We start from the raw sequence: 18,409 nt of genomic DNA on the forward strand, positions 1-18,409 counted from the left end.
CGCTACCGGCTCGCGCGCGGCGCGTTCGACGGCGTGACGGGCTCGTTCGGCGAACGCGGCGCGTTGTTCGGCGCGCCAGGCGCGTTCGGTGCATTTGGTGCATTCCCCGGCGGCGTCAGCTTGCGCAACACAGCCTGAAAACTGAGCGCGCGGCTTTGCAGCGGATGCGCGAAATCGTTGTTGGCGCCCGGCACTTCCGTGCGAATCATCGCGACCTGGCCCGGCACCGTACTCGCGATCAGAAACGTATAGCGCTTGCCCGTGTATTGCGGAAAACGCGCGGCGTTGGGATCGTCGAGATACGGCTGCACGACGATCTGCTGCGCCTTCACCGCCTTGCCGCCGATCTGGCTCGTCACCGTTTCGATCTTCGGCCCGGCGGCGAGCGCGAGCCGCAGGCGCTGCTGGAAATAGCGGCGTTTTCCGCCCGTCAACTGCTCCATCTCGGCGATGTCGCGCTCGAGAAAATAGATGATGACGGGATTGCACTGCAAGCCGCCGTTCGGCAACGGAACCGCGCCGCGTTTATCGGACACCTGGGCGTCGCCCTTCGCATTGTCGGCGCTCGTCACGAGTACCTTGACGGTGTCGCTGCCGTGCGCGGACGCGTCGGAGCTGAGCAACGCGTAGTCGAGTTCGGTTTGCTGCTCGACGCCGTGCAGATGATCGGTCGTGAAGATGAGCCGCTCGGCGGGCGAAATATCGCTCGCGCCCGGCGCGGATGCGGGTGCAGGCGTGGCCGCTTGCGCGTTGGCTACAACGACGCCCATCGCGCCCATTGCGCCCGTCACGCAAGCGATGCTCGCGGCGCACGCCGCGAGCACGCGCCGCCTGCCGTTGTTAATACCGCCGCTCACGCCGTCGTCAGGAATACCGCCGGGAAACCCACCACACTCCGCCGTCATGGCGACGCGTCCGCGGGTTTGCCCGCCGGTGCGTCGACCGGTTTCAGCAGCGGCACTTCATAGCTCGTGAGAATGCTGTCGATCTTGTCGTGGTTCGCGCCGATCCATTGATCGACCTTGTCCTTCCACGCTTTCTCGCCGTAGCGCACGCCCATCGAAATCGTATAGTCGAAGCGGATGCCCGGCGTGGCCGGGAACGGCACGAGCTTCACCGAATCGCCCGAGCGCTTCGCGAAGTAACCGGCAATCGGCCCCCACAGAAACACCACGTCGACATTGCCCGCCTGCAGATCGCGTTCGATCATCTGGCCGGGATATTCCTGCGGATCGCCGCTTTGCACCTGATACGACACCGCCTGATCGATCAGGTTATGACCGAGCAGCCAGTCGACGGCAGGCGTCTGCGTGAAGATGCCGAAACGCAGCTTATGAAGTTGATCGGGCGGCAGCTTGAGCAGATCGTCGGGCGTATTGATGCCGGCCAGTTCGGGCCGCTTCTTGAACACCATTGCATACGTCGAGCGCAGATAGGGCTGCGTCGTCGATGTCATGTCGTAGCCTTTCGGCACGCCGATGATCAGATCGCATTTGTACGCGCCGGTATCGGCCACCTTCTCGCGCAACGTATGACGCACGAAGCCCATGCGCTGCGGAAAATATGTGTATTCGAGCTTGTAGCCGAAGTCGCTCGCCATCTGGCTCGCGATGCGGTTCTCGTAACCTTCGCCCTTGTTGTTCGACAGGGGCATGTTGTTCGGGTCCGCGCAGACGCGCAGCACGCCGTCGGCGCCGTCGTTGTTGGGCAGCGCCTCGCCCTGGGCGCGCACTGCGCCGCTTGCGAGCGCCGCATAGCAAAGCGCGCCTGCCACGAGCGCGGCATGCACGTGCATTGAATGACGATGACGCATCGATCACCTCCTGAAGTAAAGCCGCGCGCTATTTTGCGTCGATGGCCTGCAGATCGCCGGGCTTGATCTGCCCGTCCGAACGCCCTTTCAGATAGGCGTAAAGGTTCTCCCAGTTCTTTTGCATCATCTGGCTGGAACTGAAGTCGGGCATGCCCTTCTCGACCCGCCCGCCAAACACGGTGCGATGAAACTCGTTCTTGTCGAGCGTCTTGAACGCCTCGACGAGCGACGGCCCCACCATGCCCTGCTGCTGCGCGCCGTGGCAGCGTTCACAGGCAAGCGCGCGCCAGGTCTTCCATCCTTGCAACGTGTTGCTGTCCACCTTGCTGCCGTCGACCACCTTGTACGCCACCTGGGCAATCGCGGGATTGGTCTGAGCGTACGCGACAGGCAGCACGACGAAAAGGACCGGCAACGCCGCTCCCAACAAGATTGATCGGCCTTTCATATGCAGATGTCTCCTCGATCCTCGGGAAAGGGCCGCGCCGGCTGCTTCGTGCAGCGACGCGGACCCATGACTCAATTGAACCAACTGTTATTGAACCAGCCGTTGATTAACCGCCGGCACCGCCAGGGATGGCGAACACGAACAGCGTGCCGCCGAGCGCCGTGTACTTCGCGAGTTCGCGATAGCCGCCCACTGCGCCCAGACCTTCCGTCGACTTCTCGAGTCCTGCCGCCATGCCGATGCCGGCCCAGCCGCCGATGCCCGAGTACACGCCCACGTATTGCTTGCCCTGATACTGATACGTGAACACGTTGCCGATGATTCCCGACGGCGTCTTGAAGCGCCACAGTTCCTTGCCGTCCTTGATGCGGACTGCCTTCAGGTAGCCTTCGAGCGTGCCGTAGAACGCGATGCCGCCAGCGGTAGCGAGCGCGCCCGACCACACCGAGAACTTCTCCGGCTTGGACCAGACGATCTTGCCCTTCGCCGCATCCCACGCGATGAAGTTGCCCATCGCGTTGTTCTCGTTCGGACCCGGATACATCGACAGCGTCGCGCCCACATACGGCTGACCCGACACGTAATCGACATCGAACGGTTCGTAGTCCATGCAAACGTGATTCGTCGGCACGAGGAAGAGGCTCGAGTTCGGGTCGAACGCCGCGGGCTGCTGGTCCTTCGAGCCGAGCGCCGCCGGACAGATGCCCTTCACGTTGTGATCCGAACCGGCTGCCTGCGTCGAATAAGCCGCATTGCGGATCGGCTTGCCGCTCTTCAGGTCCACGCTGTCCGCCCAGTTCACGGCCGGATCGTACTTCTGCGCGACGAGCAGTTGGCCGCTCTCGCGGTTCAACGTGTAGCCGAAGCCGTTGCGGTCGAAGTGAACGATGGCGGGCACCTTCTTGCCGTCGATGGTCAGATCCGACAGGATCATTTCATTGACGCCGTCATAGTCCCACTCGTCGTGAGGCGTCATCTGATAGACCCACTTCGCCATGCCGGTATTCAGATCGCGGGCCATGATCGACATCGACCACTTGTTGTCGCCGGGACGCTGCGTCGGGTTCCATGTGCCCGGATTGCCGGTGCCGTAGTAGACAAGGTTGAGCTTCGGGTCCCACGCATACCAGCCCCACGTGGTGCCGCCGCCCAGCTTCCACTGATCGCCCTTCCATGACTTCAGCGACGAGTCTGCGCCAACCGGCACCATCTTGCCGTCGGTGTAGGTCATCGTCTTGTCGGGGTCCATCAGCATGTCCTTGTCCGGGCCCGTGCTAAATGCGGTCCAGACCGGCTTGCCCGTCTTGATGTCGTAGGCGATCAGGCGTCCGCGAACGCCGAACTCGCCGCCCGAGATGCCCGTCAGCACCTTGTCGCCGAATACGTGCGGCGCATTGGTGTTGGTTTCGCCGGCTTTCGGATTGCCGTTCTGCGCGCTCCACACGACGTCGCCGGTTTTCGCGTTCAACGCGACGAGCTTGGTGTCGGCCTGTTGCAGGAAGATCTTGCCGTCGCCATAAGCGAGTCCGCGATTAACCGTGTCGCAGCACATCACGGACACAACCGAGTCGTCCTGTTTCGGCTGGTACTGCCAGATGAAAGTCTGATCCTTGAGGTTGATCGCAATCACCTTGTTAGGGAACGGCGAGTGGATATACATGGTGTCGCCGATCACGAGCGGCGCGCCTTCATGGCCGCGCAGCACGCCGGTCGACATGGTCCATGCGACCTGAAGTTTGCCGACGTTGCTTTCGTTGATCTGCTTGAGTGGGCTGTAGCGGTGGTTGGCATAATCGCCTGCCTGAGCCGCCCAGTTAGACGGACTTTTCATGAGCCCGTCGAGCTGCGAATCGGCCTGTGCAACGATAGAGCTCAAGGCTGCCGACGCGAGGATCGCGAGCCCAAGAACCGTGGTGCGTAAGTTCATGTCTCCTCCAGAATGGTCTTGCTGTTCAACTCACGAATGACCCACGCTACCTCGCAGCACCGGGCGCGCCACCACGGAGCAGGGTAACGATCAACGCCATTCCCGATCGTTGTCGGGTTTTGCGGCGCATGTCGGCCAACGCATATTCCATGCCGATGCGGCAGCGGCGCACAGCGCAGGCGCTGTTACGAGGCGAGCGTCAAACGCCGCGCGGTCACATCGCATCAAGCCGCGCGCGGCGCGTCGGGCGTCGTCGGCCTTGGCATGTGACACGTGGATGAAACACCAATGACGGGCGACGCACGGCAACTGTGTCACGCCGTGACACCACCGATGCGCGGCATGTGGGACATACTGTGTCATGGCCCGATACGAAGCGTGTCCGTCGCGAGGCAGGCTGCATGCAAAGCGGTTCGCGCGATGCGTCGGTCCATCCGCCAGTCGCATGGCGCATCAATTGCAGCGCAACATGAGGCCGAGCGATCGATTCAACATTGCGATCCGACTTTGCGATCCAACATTTGCGGAGCAGCGATCATGGCAAGCACAGAAAAGGTCTATTCCGACGACGAGATCCAGCAACGTCTCGTCGGTCCGCTACAGCACTGGTATGTCGAAGACGGCTGGTTGCGGCGCAAATACCGCACCGAAGGCTGGAAGGGAACGCTGATGGTGGTAAACGCGGTGGGTCATCTCGCGGAGGCCGCCTGGCATCACCCGGATCTGACGGTCTCCTATGCATTCGTGATCGTGAAGCTCAAGACGCATTCGGCGAAGGGCATCACCGACAAGGACTTCGCGCTCGCCGGCAAGATCGAGTCGTTCATCCAGTGGCAGCCGGCCACCGAGGGCGGTCCACTGGAAGGCACGCCCACCGACGACCAGCGCTTCCGCTATATCAAGTACGACGCGCCGAAGCCATCGCAGGCGCCGGAAACATCGGAAGGCGGTTGACGCGACGCATCGCGCGGCAGCCTGGTACGCCTTTCGCTTGACGTCCTGCGCCGAGCGTCGCGCCGTGGCGCTCGTGGCCGCGCTCCTGGCCACAGTCACAGTCATGGCCACACCAATGGCCGTGTGACGATTCCTCCCGCTCGAGCGCCATCGGGTCACGCATGAACAAGGACACTCGCGATGCAGCTTCACGTTCGCCGCCTTTCGCCTGACGCCACCGTGACGGTCGACGCCCCCGCGCGGCTGCATCTGGGCTTTCTCGATCCGAACGCGTCGCTTGGGCGCGCGTTCGGCAGCGTCGGGCTGATGATCGACGGCGGCGGCACTCGCATCGAAGCGCGCTTCGCCGAGCGCGACAGCATTAGCGGCGCACTATCGGACGCGGAGCGCGAGCGCATCGCCATCTGTCTCGAACGGCTGCATGCCGCGTTCGACCCCACGCCGGTCGCGATTCAGGTCACGCAGATGCCGCGCGCGCACACCGGGCTCGGCTCCGGCACGCAACTCGCGCTTGCGGTCGGCATGGCGTTCGTGCGGCTGCTCGGCCATCTGGCGACGACGTCCGAACTGGCGAGCCTGCTAGGCCGCGGCGCGCGTTCGGGAATCGGCGTGCTCGGCTTCGATTCCGGCGGCCTGCTGGTCGACGGCGGGCCGTCCGGCGATTTGCGGCCGGGCGTGCCGCCGCTACTTGCACGCCAGCCGTTTCCCGAGAACTGGCGCGTGCTGCTCGTCAGCGACACCGCGCGAGAAGGTCTGCACGGCCCCGAAGAACGGCGCGGTCTCGCGGCGCTCGCGCCGTTTCCTCAGCGACTCGCCGCGCATCTGTGCCACCTCGTGCTGATGAAAATCCTGCCGGGCGCCGCCGAACGCAACATCGTGCCGTTCGCGCACGGCCTGACGGAGATGCAGCAGACCATCGGCGAATATTTCGCGCCCGTGCAGGGCGGCGTGTTCACGAGCCCCGGCGTCGAGCGCGCGCTGCGCGCGGTGGCCGCGCAACGCACTGCGGGCATCGGCCAGAGTTCATGGGGTCCGACGGGTTTCGCGATCGTCGGCAGCGCGCGCGACGCCGAAGCCGCGCTCGCCACCGCGCGCGAAGCGACGCGCGGCATGCCGCAGATCGAATGCACGATCGTCGGCGGACGCAATCGCGGCGCCACCGTGCGCTCGAGCGAGGCGCGGCAGCATCACCGCATCGGCGCAGCATGAAGTGCTTTTACTCCGCGCCGCGATTCGTGCACCGGGCGGTTCACGAACGGTCCGCGCGTGCTGGCGATGCCGCAGCACCGCGCGCGACGCGACGCACGTCACGAACTCCCGGACGTCACGAACGCCATCAACGTCACCAGCGTGACGCGCGCCACGACATGCGACTCGAGCAAACAGCATGGCGTACCAGCCCGCGCCTTTTGCGTCACCTCGACGGGAGCGCGGCTTCTCTCGGCCCTTCCCTTGCGCAATCCACGACATCGCCATTGAAACGAGCCCCCTGCCATGTCCGACACCACTGAAAAACCCGCCGAACGGCCGTACATCCTGCACATGCTGACGGCCACCCCGCAGATGAGCCCCTTCGACGTGAACATGGCCGCCGATGCCGGCTACCAGATCATCGTGCCGTACTGCAACGTCGACGCGGGGATGGTGGCGAACCTTACGCAGGACGCGATCTTTTCGCGCGGGCCGAAAGGCGTGGCGCGCACCGGCATCTTCATCGGCGGACGCGACGTGATGCTCGCCGCCGACATGCTCGACAGCGCGCGCCGGGCAATGGTGCCGCCGTTCGAGGTGTCGGTGTTCGCCGACCCGAGCGGCGCGTACACGACCGCCGCCGCGCTCGTCGCGCTCGCCGAGCGGCATCTCGCGAAGGCGTACGGCATGGAACTGGGCGGCAAGCGCGTGCTGATTCTCGGTGGCACCGGCGCGGTCGGGCGCGTGGCGGCGGCGATGGCGGCGTCGCTGGGCGCCGACGTTTGCATCGCCAGCCACACCGACGCGGCGCGCGCCACGCGGGTGAGCGACGAGCTCAATCAGCGCTTCCAGATCGTGACGAAAGGCGTGGGCACGGCGACGTCCGACGAACTGCGCGCCGCGCTCGGCGAGGCCGAGATCGTACTGGCGACGGCTGTCGCCGGCGTGCAGGTGGTGAGCCGCGACGACCTCGCCCACGCGCGCCACCTGCTGATCGCCGCCGATGTCAACGCCGTGCCGCCCGAAGGCATTGCCGGCGTGAACGTGATGAACGACGGCAAGCCGATCGACGGCGTGCCGACTGCGGGCGGCGCGATCGGCATCGGCGCGCTCGCGATCGGCAACGTCAAGTATCAGGTCGAGCACCGGCTCTTCACGCGGATGCGCACCGGCGGCAAGCCCGTGTATTTGAGTTTTCCGCAGGCGTTCGACGAGGCCCGCGCCGTCGCGGCCGGACTCGGCTGAGCGGCGCGCCGTGCGACAGGATCTTGTCATGTCACGCTTGACGGACCACGACCACAACCGCGGCGTGGCGCCGTTGCGGGAGCAGCCATGACGGCGCGTACGTCTTTGGCGCGTGCGCCGTTTGTCGCGGTGGCTGGGCTGTCCGCGCGCATGCTTGCGCAGTCCGCCGCGCGCGCGGGCCTGCGCGTCGTCGCGCTCGATATATTCGGTGACCGCGACACGCGCGAGGCGTCGGAGCTGTGGTTCGACATCGGCGGCGGCCCGTTGTCGATCGACGTCGCGCGGCTCACGGACGCGCTCGCCCGCAGCGCGCGCTTGCCGGGCCTGATCGGCTGGATCGACGGAAGCGGGCTCGAGCCGTTTATCGCGCAGTTGTGCAGCACGCCGGGTCTGCCGCGCTTCATCGGCAATTCCGTCGACGCCAGCGCTCAGGTGCGCAATCCGCGGCGTTTTTTTGCGCTGCTCGACGAGCTGGAGATTCCGCATCCGCAGGTTGCGTTCACACGACCTCGGGAGGCGTACGGCTGGTTGATGAAACGCGCGGATGGCTGCGGCGGGACGCATGTGGAGCCGCTTGCGGCGGTTGCGGCGCGCGACCCGCTCGCCCACGACACTCCGCCGCAAGCCTACTTCCAGCGCCAAAGCCGTGGCCGCCCGATGTCGGCGCTCTTCGTCGCCGCGCGCGGCAGCGCTCGCGTGATCGGCTTCGCGCAACAACTCACGTGCAGGATGGGCACGCTGCCCTTCGTGCATGCCGGCTCCATCGGTCCGATCGGCTTGCCGCCGGCCGTCGAAATGCGGGTGCGCGCGGCGATCGCCGCACTGTGCGCCCGAGTCGGACTCGTCGGCATCAACAGTTGCGACTTTTTGCTCGACGGCGAGTCGTTCGAAGTGCTCGAGATCAACACGCGTCCGTCGTCGACGATGACGCTCTACGAAACCGCGTCGCCCGAAGCGTGGCCGCGCGGCCTGCTCACCTGTCATATCGACGCATGCCGCCTCGGCCGCCTGCCCGCCGAGCCCGCGCGCGCGGCCTGCTGCGCCGGCCAGCAGGTGCTGTTCGCGCCGCATCCGTTCACGGCGTCCGAGGCATTCAGCGACGCCTGCCTGCGCGATCCGCGCTGCCGCGACGTGCCGATGCCCGGCACGCGGCTCGAAGCCGGCCAGCCGGTCTGCACGCTGCTCGTGCGCGCAGCGTCCGTGGACGCCGTTCGGCACGCGCTCGACGCGCAGCACACGCTGGTTCTTGAACGAATCGAAACCTGCCATGAGCCCTTCCATGAGCCCGACCGTGCCATCCTCCACTGCCACACCTGACGATAACCGTCCACCGCTGGCAGCCGCGCTGGCAGCCGCGCTCAGCGTCAACGCGCTCAGCGAACGCCTCGTCGCGCGTCTCGTCGACGATGCGCCGCGCTTCGGCGCCGCCGTCAGCCGCACGGAGAACGGCACCGTGCTCGTCGACGCGGGCGTGGCCGCGCCGGGCAGCGTCGCGGCGGGCGTGCTGATCGCGCGCATCTGCATGGGCGGCCTCGGCCACGTGACCGTGCGCGAGAGCCTGGACGCAAGGCCGCTGTGGCCGAGCACGATCGAAGTGCGCACCTCATGGCCCGTGCTCGCCTGCCTCGGCAGCCAATACGCGGGATGGAGCCTCGCCGCCACCAAGGAGCAGACCGGCGGCAAGAAGTTCTTCTCGCTCGGCTCCGGCCCGGCGCGCGCGCTTGCCGTCAAGGAACCGCTCTTCGCGGAACTCGGCTATCGCGACCATCACGACCGGGGCGCACTGGTGCTGGAAGTGGACCGTCTGCCGCCGCAGGTGATCATCGACAAGGTGCTCGCCGACTGCGGTCTCGCGCCCGAGCGGCTCACGCTTGTCACCACGCCGACACACTCTGTCGCGGGAACGGTGCAGGTGGTGGCGCGCGTCGTCGAAGTTGCGCTGCACAAGACGCACGTGCTCGGCGTCGCGCTCGACGAAGTGGTCGAAGCCGGCGGCTCCGCGCCGTTGCCGCCGCCCGCGCCCGACGGCGTTCAGGCGATGGGCCGCACCAACGACGCAATCCTCTACGGCGGCCGCGTGCATCTCACGGTCAGGCACGATGCGGTGGCAAAACGGCTCGCCGCCGAGTTGCCCGCGTCGAACTCGCGCGATCACGGCCGCCCGTTCGCGGACATCTTCACGTCGTTTAACTACGACTTCTATCAGATCGATCCCGCGCTCTTTGCCCCCGCCGAGGTGTGGGTCAGCAGCCTGGAAAGCGGCGCGACGTATCACGGCGGCAGCGTCGACGCGGATCTGCTGCATGCTCAATGGAGCGGCAAGCCATGAGCTTGCCGTTGCCACTCGCACGCCCCGAAGCGGACGAAAAGGACAAAAAGGACGACGGCGGCACGAACACGTCAGCCGCGCCGGCCCCGCTGCGCATCGCGATCATGACCGACGAAACCGGCTGGCACACCGGACGCCTGAAAAAAGCGTTTCGCGCGCGCGGCGCCGAGGCGCGCTGTGTCGATCTCGCCGACTGCCGGATCGATACGACATGGCAACCGCACGGGCTCGTGCTGCCCGGCTTCGGCCATACGCTGCCCGATGCGGTGTTCGTGCGCGGCATCGCCGGCGGCACGTTTGAGCAGGTCACGCTGCGGCTCGGCATCCTGCACGCGCTGCGCGAATCGGGCGTGCCGGTCTATAACGACGCGCGCGCGATCGAACGCAGCGTCGACAAGTCGATGACGAGCTTCCTGCTGCATCGCCACGGCGTGCCGACGCCCGCGACGTGGGCGGGCGAATCGGCGGCGTTCGCGCAGCGCGTGCTGATGCGCGAGGCCGCGGCGGGCCGCCAGGTCGTGCTCAAGCCGCTATTCGGCTCGCAGGGTCATGGGCTCAAGCGGCTGGGCGCGCGCCGCGCGGCGTCTGCGCTGCTCGCGCCGCTGCCTTCGCTGAAACCTTATAGCCATGTCGCGTATCTGCAGCGCTATATCGACGGCGGCCGCGCCGGCTTCGACTGGCGCGTGCTGGTGATCGGCCCGCGCGCGGTGGCGGCGATGCGCCGCACCGGCGGAAAGGGATGGATTCATAACTTCGCGCAGGGCGCGACGTGCGAGCCCGCCGAGCTTGACGCGCCGCTCGCGCAAACCGCCGTGCGCGCCGCCGAGGCGCTCGGGCTCGACTATGCGGGCGTCGATCTGATTCCCGATCCGCACGACGCCGCCCGGCCGCTCGTGCTCGAAGTGAACGGCGTGGCGGCGTGGCGCGGCCTGCAATCGGTGACGCCGATCGATATTGCGGCTGCGCTCGTCGACGATCTGCTGTTTCGCAAGCTGCCGGCGCAGCGCGGCGCGTCCGCGCTTGCCGAAACCGGCGACGCGGCCGTGGTGGCGCTGCATGGGCGTCATGGTTGAGCCGGAATCCGGTCGCGCCGACGAGCCAGGCGGCTGGACGGGCCGCTGGTTGAATCCGGACGCTCATCGCGATGCCGACACCACGGCGCATGAGCGCATGCGCACTGCCTTCTTGACCGCCTGCCGCCTCGACGTGGACACGCCGAAGCCCGGCAACGTCAGCGTGGACAGCGAAGGACACGGCATGAGCGCCGCGCAGTTCCTCGCGAGCGCCGACGCCGCCGCCGACGCGCTGCTCGCGCGCGGTGCGCCGGTCGGCCAGCGCCTGCTCGACGCGGTGACGCGCACGCGCGCGGCCGTCGGCTGCAATACGAATCTCGGCATCCTGCTGCTGGTCGCGCCGCTCGCGGCGGCGCTCGAACAGACTGCGCGTCCATTGTCGGCGCCCGCATGGCAAGCCGCGACCGAACGCGTGCTCGCGCGGCTCGACGTTGACGACGCGCGCCTCGCGTACCGTGCGATCGCGCTGGCAAATCCAGGCGGTCTCGGCGACGCGCCTGAGCAATCGGTGCACGACGCGCCGACGGTCGGCCTGCGCGACGCGATGGCGCTCGCCGCCGCGCGCGACAGCATCGCGCGTCAGTATGCGGAAGGCTTTCGCGACATCTTCGAAACGGGGCTTGGCGCTTTGCGGGAAGTTTATGGCGAGCAAGCGCTGAACGCGGCGCGTGAGGTCACGCTCGCCGCCACCCTAAACACATTCCTCACCTTCCTAAGCACGTGGCCCGACTCGCACATTGTGCGTAAGCACGGCGCGGCCGTGGCGCAGAGTGTCACGCTTGCGGCACGCGAACGGCATGCGCAATGGCGAAGCGCGCTCGCGCAAGCCCGCCTCGGCGCGACCGGCGCATCGCTCGAAACACTCGAAGCGCCCTCTGCATTCGACCCACTGCGCGCATGGGACGCCGAACTCAAAGCCGCCGCCATCAACCCCGGCACGAGCGCGGACCTGACCGTGGCGACGCTCTTCGTCGCCCTTTGTCTCGACGACGAAAACAACACGAGCCGCACTGACAGCGCACCATAAGCGCCAACCCGCCACGCACTGGCACGGAACCTGTTAGTGAATGCCATCGTGCATCAACCGCCGCCGGGCGTTCGCGGACCAGGAGCGTCGCGGGCGGCGTGTCAGTCAGTCGGCAAGTCCCCCATTCCACTCATCGGAGGAACAGCATGGCCAAGATCAATCGCGTCCTGATAGGAGAGTCGCTCGTCGGCGACGGCAACGAGGTCGCACACATCGACTTGCTGATGGGACCGCGAGGTTCCGCTGCGGAAACCGCATTCTGCAATGCGCTCACCAACAATAAGGATGGCTTCACATCGCTGCTCGCGGTCGTCGCGCCGAATCTGCTCGCCAAGCCGAACACCATCCTCTTCAACAAGGTGACCATCAAAGGCGCGAAGCAGGCCGTGCAGATGTTCGGTCCAGCGCAGCATGCTGTGGCGCTCGCCGTCGCGGACAGCGTCGAGGACGGCACGATCCCGGCCGACGAAGCCGACGACCTGTTCCTGTGCGTCGGCGTGTTCATTCACTGGCAGGCGGAGGACGACAAGAAAATTCAGGAGTACAACTATAAGGCCACGCGCGAGGCGATCCAACGCGCGGTGAGAGGCGAACCGACTGCTGCCGAAGTGGTACAGAAGAAGAGCAGCGTCGCCCATCCGTTTGCGCCCAACTGATCGATGGCTCGGGGTCCGCGCGCACGCCGCCGCACAGCGCTGCCGCGCGGACCTTCGCAGTGCGCCACGGTGCAATTGCTTTGAAGAGGCATGAGATGACCCTACGATGTCGCGCGCTGGCGGCGTGTGCCTGCATCGCGCTCGCCGCCCCGCTCGCCTGGGCGGACGGCGACGCGCCCAAAGCGGCTGGCCCGGCGGGAGGCTACAACTACCCGACGACAGGCCGCGTCGAATACGTGCTCGCTTGCATGGACGACAACGGACACGATTTCGCCAACGTCTACAAATGCTCGTGCGTGATCGACAGAATGGCGACCGCGCTGCCCTACGACGAGTTCGTCGATCAATCCACGTTTTCCCGGTATGCGTCGCTGGGCGGCGAAGGCGGCGCCGAGTTTCGCGTCGACCACGCGAAGGCGCAGACGAAGAAATTCCGCGCGCTGCAGGCCGACGCTTATCGTAGCTGCGGGCTCGGCACCGACAAGACGGCGGCTTCGAAGTAGAAGAATCGCGGGCACGCGGCCCGCACTATGTTCGCCACAGTGTGCGCTACCGAACCGGCCATGCCATTGCATGCGGTTCGGCTGCGCGTCACGTCAATTCGGAATCAGCCCTTGACCTAGCGACGCATAATCCGCGAGACCGCTTTGCGCAGCCGCCGGCTTCGGCATGTCGCTGCGCTGCCGTTCGATCTGCACGCCGACCGCCGCGACGTCGTCGAATTTGGCCGGCTTGGCAAGCGCCACGCGTACCCAGTGCGCGCCGAAATCGTTGATGAGCAGGCGCGCCACCGCTTCGGCCAGCGCCTCCAGCAGACGCACGCCGTGCGATTCCAGCAGCGCATGCAACGCCGCGCGCACCGCCGCATAGTTGATGGTGTCCTCGATACGATCGGTCGCGCACGCGCGCAGCGCCGGTACGCCGATCGCCAGATTCATGCGCACGGGTTGCGGCACGTGCAGCTCGCTGCTGTCGATTCCTATAATGGTCTGACCGATAAAGTTTTCGATGAACACGACGTCCATGCGGCCCGCCGGCGGCGCTTCGGAAGGCGCGCCCCACGGCGCGCTCGCGCGCGGCGCGGCGGTGTCGGCGGTCGAGGCGGCCGAGGCGGCGATTGGGAAGCTCGCGAGGCGAGCGATGTCGATACGGTCCATGGTGTACTCCGCCGCCTAGCGGCAACAAGTTAAATGATGCAACCCGGGTAAACGCAAGTAGTACAGGATGAGCCGCGCGCGCAGCACGGTGCGGCGTGCATTGATTAAAAGCAAAAAGCGGGCGCAGCCTGTACTATTGATGCGACTTCGTATTGAACACGAACGACATCGGGCGTAGAGTTTTAAGCCAACGCCTGACAACGGTCGCAGGCAGCACCAGTAGCAGCACCCATAGCAGCACCGGTAACAGGCGAATTACTCACTGCGCATACGGACCCAGAAGCCGCGGCGCGAGGGGATGACATTATCGATAAAGCGGTACACGTAGACGCGCAACGCGAAGTCCGGGCGAGCAGCAATACGCAGGGCAACGCAGGGCGCGCATGAATGTGCCGCAACGGAGACGAACCCCATGTCGTTGCTCGCTGACAGCTCCATGCACGTCCGTGAAATTCTCAACGTCGTCAATCATCAGTTGGCGACGCGGCCGACGAGCGAGCCCGTCGCTCAATCGTGGGCACGCTGCGTCAATGAATTCCAGCTCGATCCTTCCCGTTTCGTCACGCCGCCCATCCTGACGGAGTACGAACTAAGCTCGCGCCGCGAGGCGATGGGCGATCTGATCGCGTGTTCGAAGCTGGAAATGACCACGCTCTATCAGCAGTTGGCCGACCCCGAACTCGCGGTCGTGCTGGTCGACGCGGGCGGCGTGATCGTGCATCAGGTTTCGTCGGTGCCGTTTGCAGAAGCCGTCGCTTCGGACGGCTTTCGCGTCGGCGCGCTGTGGAGCGAGCGCGAAGCGGGCACCAACGGAATGGGCACGTGTCTCGCCGAGCGCGATTGCATCGCGGTGTGCCAGCACGAACATTTCTATCCGCGCTATACGTCGCTCACCTGCTCCGCCGCGCCGATCTTCGACGACAGCGGCGAGATCGCCGGCGTGCTCGACGTGACAAGCCGCTCCAAACTGTTGCAGCAACACTCGCTGGTGCTCGTCGGCATGTCGCGGCAGATGATCGAAAACCGTCTGATTGACGCGCGCTACCGGCACGCGAACATGATCCACTTTCATAGCCGGCCGGAATTCGTCGGCACGCTGCACGGCGGCAAGCTCGCGGTCGCGGACGACAGCACCGTGCTCGCCGCAAACCGCAGCGCGCTTTTCCAGCTCGGCTTCCGCTCGCTTGGCGAATTGCGCGGACGGCGCATCGAAGAGGCGTTCAATGCATCGCTCGAGGACATGATCGCACGCAGCATTCGCGGCTCGTTCCATCCGGTTACCGTGTACAGCGCCAACGCGACCAATCGTTTCTTCCTGATCGCACAGGCCGCGCAAAACGCCTCGGGCCGCGGCGCGCGCGTCGCGGTGGCGGGTCCGGCATCTGCATCGACATCGGCATCGACGCCGCGCGCGAGCGCGTCGGACAAGCGGCCGCCGCCGGCACGGCTCGACGAGATCGCGCACCTGGAATTCGGCGACCCGCGCATGGCCTCGCAGATTCAGCTCGGCGCGCGTGTCGTGCAACGCAAGATTCCGATCATCCTCAGAGGGCAAACGGGAACCGGCAAGGAAGTTTTCGCGCAGGCGCTGCACAGCATCAGCCCGCATTCGTCGGGGCCGTTCGTGCCGGTGAATTGCGCGTCGCTGCCGGAGAACCTGATCGAAAGCGAACTGTTCGGCTATCGGGCCGGCGCGTTCACCGGCGCTCAGCGCGAAGGACGGCGCGGCAAGATCGTGCAGGCCAATGGCGGCACACTCTTTCTCGACGAGATCGGCGACATGCCGCTTGCGTTGCAGGCGCGGCTTCTGCGCGTGATCGAAGAACACGAGGTCACGCCGCTCGGCGCCGAGACCACCGTGAAGGTCAATTTCCAGTTGATCAGCGCGAGTCACCGCAATCTGCTCGAACTCGTGCACAGCGGGCAATTCCGCGAGGATCTGTATTACCGGCTCAAAGGCGTCGAGCTGAATCTGCCGCCGCTCGCGGAGCGCGTCGATAAGCTGCCGCTGATTCATCATCTGCTCGCGGCCGAGACCGACGACGATCCGCCGGAGCTGACGAGGGAAGCCGAGCAGGCGTTGCTGAGCTATGCATGGCCCGGCAACATCCGTCAGTTGCGTCACGTATTGCAAATGGCGATTGCGTTATGCGACGGACAACCGATCCGCTGCGAGGATTTGCCCGTCGAAGTCACGCAGCGCGAACCGGAGGTAGCGTCGCCCGCCGCGCCACAGGCGGCGGCGCAGCCCGCCCCGCATGCAGACGACGACCCGGACCTTTCCGCGCTGAACGCGATTCAGTTGAACGAACGCGAGACGGTTCTTGCAATGCTCGAGGAAAACCGCTGGAACGTGAGCAACGTGGCGAAGGCGCTCGGCATCAGCCGCAATACGCTGTACCGGAAGATGCGGCGCCTGCAGATCCGTCTGTCGCACGACGGCTCGGGCAGCGACGGCCTGGAAACCGACGACGCGGCCGACGAAATCACCTCCGATGCGGCCACGCCCGAAGGCTCGCCGGGCGATGCCGCGCATCGCGCCCATGACGCATGAGCCAGGCGCCGGCTCGTCATCTCGCGGACTTCAAGCCCGATGCGCGCTTTGCGTGGTGCGTGACCGGCTCGGGCCATCTGCTCGAGGAGTCGATCGAACTCGCGCTCGCCTTGCCGCGCACCGACCTGTTTCTCTCGGCCGCCGCCGAGGAAGTGCTGCCGCTCTACGGCTGGAAGCTGCCGCGACTGCGTGAGCGCTTCAACGTGTTCCGCGACAAGAGCGCGAGCGGCGTGCCGGTTGGCATGCTGTATCACGGCATGTATCACACTGTGATCATTGCGCCGGCCACCAGCAACACGGTGGCCAAGTGCGCGTTCGGCATCTCCGATACGCTGCCGACCAACATGTACGCTCAGGCGGGCAAGCAGTGCATTCCGGGCATCGTCTTTGCATGCGATACCGAGCCGACCGTGGTCACGCAAAGCCCTAACGAATGGGTCGAACTGCGGCCGCGGGCGATCGAACTCGACAATGTGGAGCGCCTGTCGCGCTTCGAATATACGACGGTGGTGCGCTCGCTGGATGAGTTGAAGGCGGCGCTCGATCAACGGGTCGCGATGCTCGATCTTGCATGAAAGCACTCTCACGCTAAAAACCTGCCCGGCGGCTCGGCGCGTACTGACATGGACCACATCCTCTTCCTGACAGGCCGGCTCGCCGAAAAGAGCCTCGTGCGCGTGCTCGAAAGCATGGCGCCGACGCCGTTCAGTTGGGAAATCCGCGAAATCGGTTTGCAGGTTGCGGCGCTGATGACGGCCGACATGATCCGCCGACGCGTGCCCGCGCCGCTCGCCGCGCAACGCGTGATCGTGCCGGGGCGCTGCCGTGGCGATCTCGCCGCGCTGAGCGAACACTACGGCGTGCCGTTCGAACGCGGACCGGAAGAAGTGAAAGACCTGCCGCAATTCTTCGGCCGCGAGGCGAAACCCGTCGACCTGTCGCGCTACGAGACCGAGATTTTCGCGGAGATCGTCGATGCGCCGCGCCTCGATCTCGACGGCATCGCCGCGCGTGCTCGCGACTACGCGGCGCAGGGCGCAAATGTGATCGACATCGGCTGTCTGCCGGAAACGCCGTTTCCGCATCTCGAGGATGCGGTGCGCCGTTTGAAAGCCGAAGGCTATCGGGTGAGCGTCGATTCGATGCGCACCGACGAGTTGCTGCGCGGCGGCCGGGCGGGCGCGGACTATCTGATGAGCCTGAACCTCGACACGCTATGGATCGCCGACGAAGTGCCGTCCACGCCGATCCTCGTCGCGCGCGATCCGGGCGACCCTGCTTCGCTCGACGCAGCCATCGAACTTTTAGCCGCGCGCGGCCGCGCGTTTCTCGCCGATCCGATTCTCGATCCAATTCCGTTCGGTCTCGCGACGTCGATTGCACGCTATGTCAGGCTGCGCGAACGCTATCCGGACGTGGCCATCATGATGGGCATCGGCAACGTGACCGAGTTGACCGAAGCGGACACGAGCGGCATCAACGCGGTACTGCTCGGCATGGCCGCGGAGCTTCGCGTGAGCGCGGTGCTCACGACGTCCGTCAGCCTGCACGCGCGGCGCGCGGTGCGCGAAGCGGACGTCGCGCGCCGCGTGATGCACGCCGCACGCGAGGCGCACATGCTGCCCAAGGGCATCAACGGCGATCTCGCGACCGTTCACACAAAGCGCCCTTTCCCCTATAGCGCGGCGGAAATCGACGAATTCGCGCGCGATGTTCGCGATCCTAACTTTCGTGTGCAGGTCAGCGACGAAGGCATCCACGTCTATAACCGCGACGGTCATCTCAAAGCCGGCGATCCGTTCGCGCTCTACCCCGATCTTCACCTCGAAGCCGACGGCGGCCACGCGTTCTATATGGGCGTACAGTTGGCGCGCGCCGAGATTGCGTGGCGTCTCGGCAAGCGCTTCGATCAGGACCAGCCGCTCGATTGGGGTTGCGCCGTCGAGCGGCCGGAACAGGATCTGTCGGCATGGTGCGCGCCTGGCGAAACGATGAAAAAACGCTGACGCCATTCGGTTCGATTTCTCCCAAACCG

The 18,409-nt window shown here is 65.9% G+C and carries 17 protein-coding genes; 12 read left to right on the forward strand and 5 right to left on the reverse strand.

The genetic code is table 11. From position 1 onward, the window contains the following. Window positions 1-2: 2 nt before the first annotated feature. From C8K18_RS11200 to C8K18_RS11215, 4 genes are all read right to left on the reverse strand, one after another. Window positions 3-779 (reverse strand): hypothetical protein, encoded by a 777-nt coding sequence (locus tag C8K18_RS11200; RefSeq protein WP_375135811.1) that lies wholly within the window; start codon window positions 777-779, stop codon window positions 3-5. A gap of 122 nt (window positions 780-901) precedes the next feature. Beyond that, entirely contained in the window at window positions 902-1,813 is a 912-nt protein-coding gene (locus C8K18_RS11205) for a substrate-binding domain-containing protein (protein ID WP_006046614.1), read from the reverse strand. A 28-nt stretch (window positions 1,814-1,841) separates the two neighbouring features. Then, the gene (locus C8K18_RS11210) at window positions 1,842-2,261 is read right to left on the reverse strand and encodes a c-type cytochrome (protein ID WP_006046613.1); all 420 of its coding nucleotides are present in this window, start codon (window positions 2,259-2,261) and stop codon (window positions 1,842-1,844) included. A gap of 106 nt (window positions 2,262-2,367) precedes the next feature. After that, window positions 2,368-4,188 (reverse strand): methanol/ethanol family PQQ-dependent dehydrogenase, encoded by a 1,821-nt coding sequence (locus tag C8K18_RS11215; RefSeq protein WP_006046612.1) that lies wholly within the window; start codon window positions 4,186-4,188, stop codon window positions 2,368-2,370. Between the two features lie 537 nt (window positions 4,189-4,725). On the opposite strand from C8K18_RS11215, the gene C8K18_RS11220 reads away from it, so the two are divergent. The 9 genes from C8K18_RS11220 (at window position 4,726) to C8K18_RS11260 (ending at window position 13,166) form a co-directional block, all read left to right on the forward strand. Beyond that, the gene (locus C8K18_RS11220; RefSeq protein WP_006046611.1) at window positions 4,726-5,142 is read left to right on the forward strand and encodes a 4a-hydroxytetrahydrobiopterin dehydratase; all 417 of its coding nucleotides are present in this window, start codon (window positions 4,726-4,728) and stop codon (window positions 5,140-5,142) included. A gap of 180 nt (window positions 5,143-5,322) precedes the next feature. Further along, on the forward strand, window positions 5,323-6,351 hold the full coding sequence (locus C8K18_RS11225; RefSeq protein WP_053859322.1) for a beta-ribofuranosylaminobenzene 5'-phosphate synthase family protein: 1,029 nt from the start codon (window positions 5,323-5,325) through the stop codon (window positions 6,349-6,351). Window positions 6,352-6,636: 285 nt separating this feature from the next. Further along, window positions 6,637-7,578, forward strand: a complete 942-nt coding sequence (locus C8K18_RS11230; RefSeq protein ID WP_006046609.1) for an NAD(P)-dependent methylenetetrahydromethanopterin dehydrogenase — start codon at window positions 6,637-6,639, stop codon at window positions 7,576-7,578. A gap of 87 nt (window positions 7,579-7,665) precedes the next feature. Beyond that, window positions 7,666-8,895: an ATP-grasp domain-containing protein gene (locus C8K18_RS11235; RefSeq protein ID WP_107707493.1), complete on the forward strand. Its 1,230-nt coding sequence runs from the start codon at window positions 7,666-7,668 to the stop codon at window positions 8,893-8,895. Beyond that, window positions 8,858-9,907: a methenyltetrahydromethanopterin cyclohydrolase gene (mch, locus tag C8K18_RS11240; protein ID WP_006046607.1), complete on the forward strand. Its 1,050-nt coding sequence runs from the start codon at window positions 8,858-8,860 to the stop codon at window positions 9,905-9,907. The genes C8K18_RS11235 and mch overlap by 38 nt, the downstream gene beginning before the upstream one ends. Next, the gene (locus tag C8K18_RS11245) at window positions 9,904-10,980 is read left to right on the forward strand and encodes a RimK family alpha-L-glutamate ligase (protein WP_107707494.1); all 1,077 of its coding nucleotides are present in this window, start codon (window positions 9,904-9,906) and stop codon (window positions 10,978-10,980) included. Before mch ends, C8K18_RS11245 begins: the two co-directional genes overlap by 4 nt. After that, window positions 10,964-12,007: a triphosphoribosyl-dephospho-CoA synthase gene (locus tag C8K18_RS11250; RefSeq protein ID WP_375135810.1), complete on the forward strand. Its 1,044-nt coding sequence runs from the start codon at window positions 10,964-10,966 to the stop codon at window positions 12,005-12,007. The genes C8K18_RS11245 and C8K18_RS11250 overlap by 17 nt, the downstream gene beginning before the upstream one ends. A gap of 146 nt (window positions 12,008-12,153) precedes the next feature. Further along, on the forward strand, window positions 12,154-12,663 hold the full coding sequence (gene fae / locus C8K18_RS11255; RefSeq protein WP_006046604.1) for a formaldehyde-activating enzyme: 510 nt from the start codon (window positions 12,154-12,156) through the stop codon (window positions 12,661-12,663). A gap of 95 nt (window positions 12,664-12,758) precedes the next feature. After that, on the forward strand, window positions 12,759-13,166 hold the full coding sequence (locus C8K18_RS11260; protein ID WP_006046603.1) for a hypothetical protein: 408 nt from the start codon (window positions 12,759-12,761) through the stop codon (window positions 13,164-13,166). Window positions 13,167-13,259: 93 nt separating this feature from the next. Here the strand turns inward: C8K18_RS11260 and C8K18_RS11265 are convergent, their stop codons facing one another. Continuing rightward, on the reverse strand, window positions 13,260-13,820 hold the full coding sequence (locus C8K18_RS11265; RefSeq protein WP_107707495.1) for a dihydroneopterin aldolase: 561 nt from the start codon (window positions 13,818-13,820) through the stop codon (window positions 13,260-13,262). A 412-nt stretch (window positions 13,821-14,232) separates the two neighbouring features. On the opposite strand from C8K18_RS11265, the gene C8K18_RS11270 reads away from it, so the two are divergent. Genes C8K18_RS11270 through C8K18_RS11280 form a run of 3 tightly spaced genes read left to right on the forward strand, consistent with a single transcriptional unit; the run spans window position 14,233 to window position 18,380 of the window. Beyond that, window positions 14,233-16,374 carry a sigma-54-dependent Fis family transcriptional regulator gene (locus C8K18_RS11270; RefSeq protein ID WP_107707496.1) on the forward strand — a complete coding sequence of 714 codons (2,142 nt, stop codon included), beginning with the start codon at window positions 14,233-14,235 and terminating at the stop codon, window positions 16,372-16,374. Then, window positions 16,371-16,949 (forward strand): flavoprotein, encoded by a 579-nt coding sequence (locus C8K18_RS11275; RefSeq protein WP_006046600.1) that lies wholly within the window; start codon window positions 16,371-16,373, stop codon window positions 16,947-16,949. The genes C8K18_RS11270 and C8K18_RS11275 overlap by 4 nt, the downstream gene beginning before the upstream one ends. A gap of 48 nt (window positions 16,950-16,997) precedes the next feature. Then, window positions 16,998-18,380, forward strand: coding sequence for a DUF6513 domain-containing protein (locus C8K18_RS11280; RefSeq protein ID WP_107707497.1), 1,383 nt, complete (start codon window positions 16,998-17,000; stop codon window positions 18,378-18,380). Window positions 18,381-18,409: the final 29 nt, after the last annotated feature.

It is taken from the genome of Paraburkholderia sp. GV068, assembly GCF_003058125.1.
Lineage (GTDB): Bacteria > Pseudomonadota > Gammaproteobacteria > Burkholderiales > Burkholderiaceae > Paraburkholderia > Paraburkholderia graminis.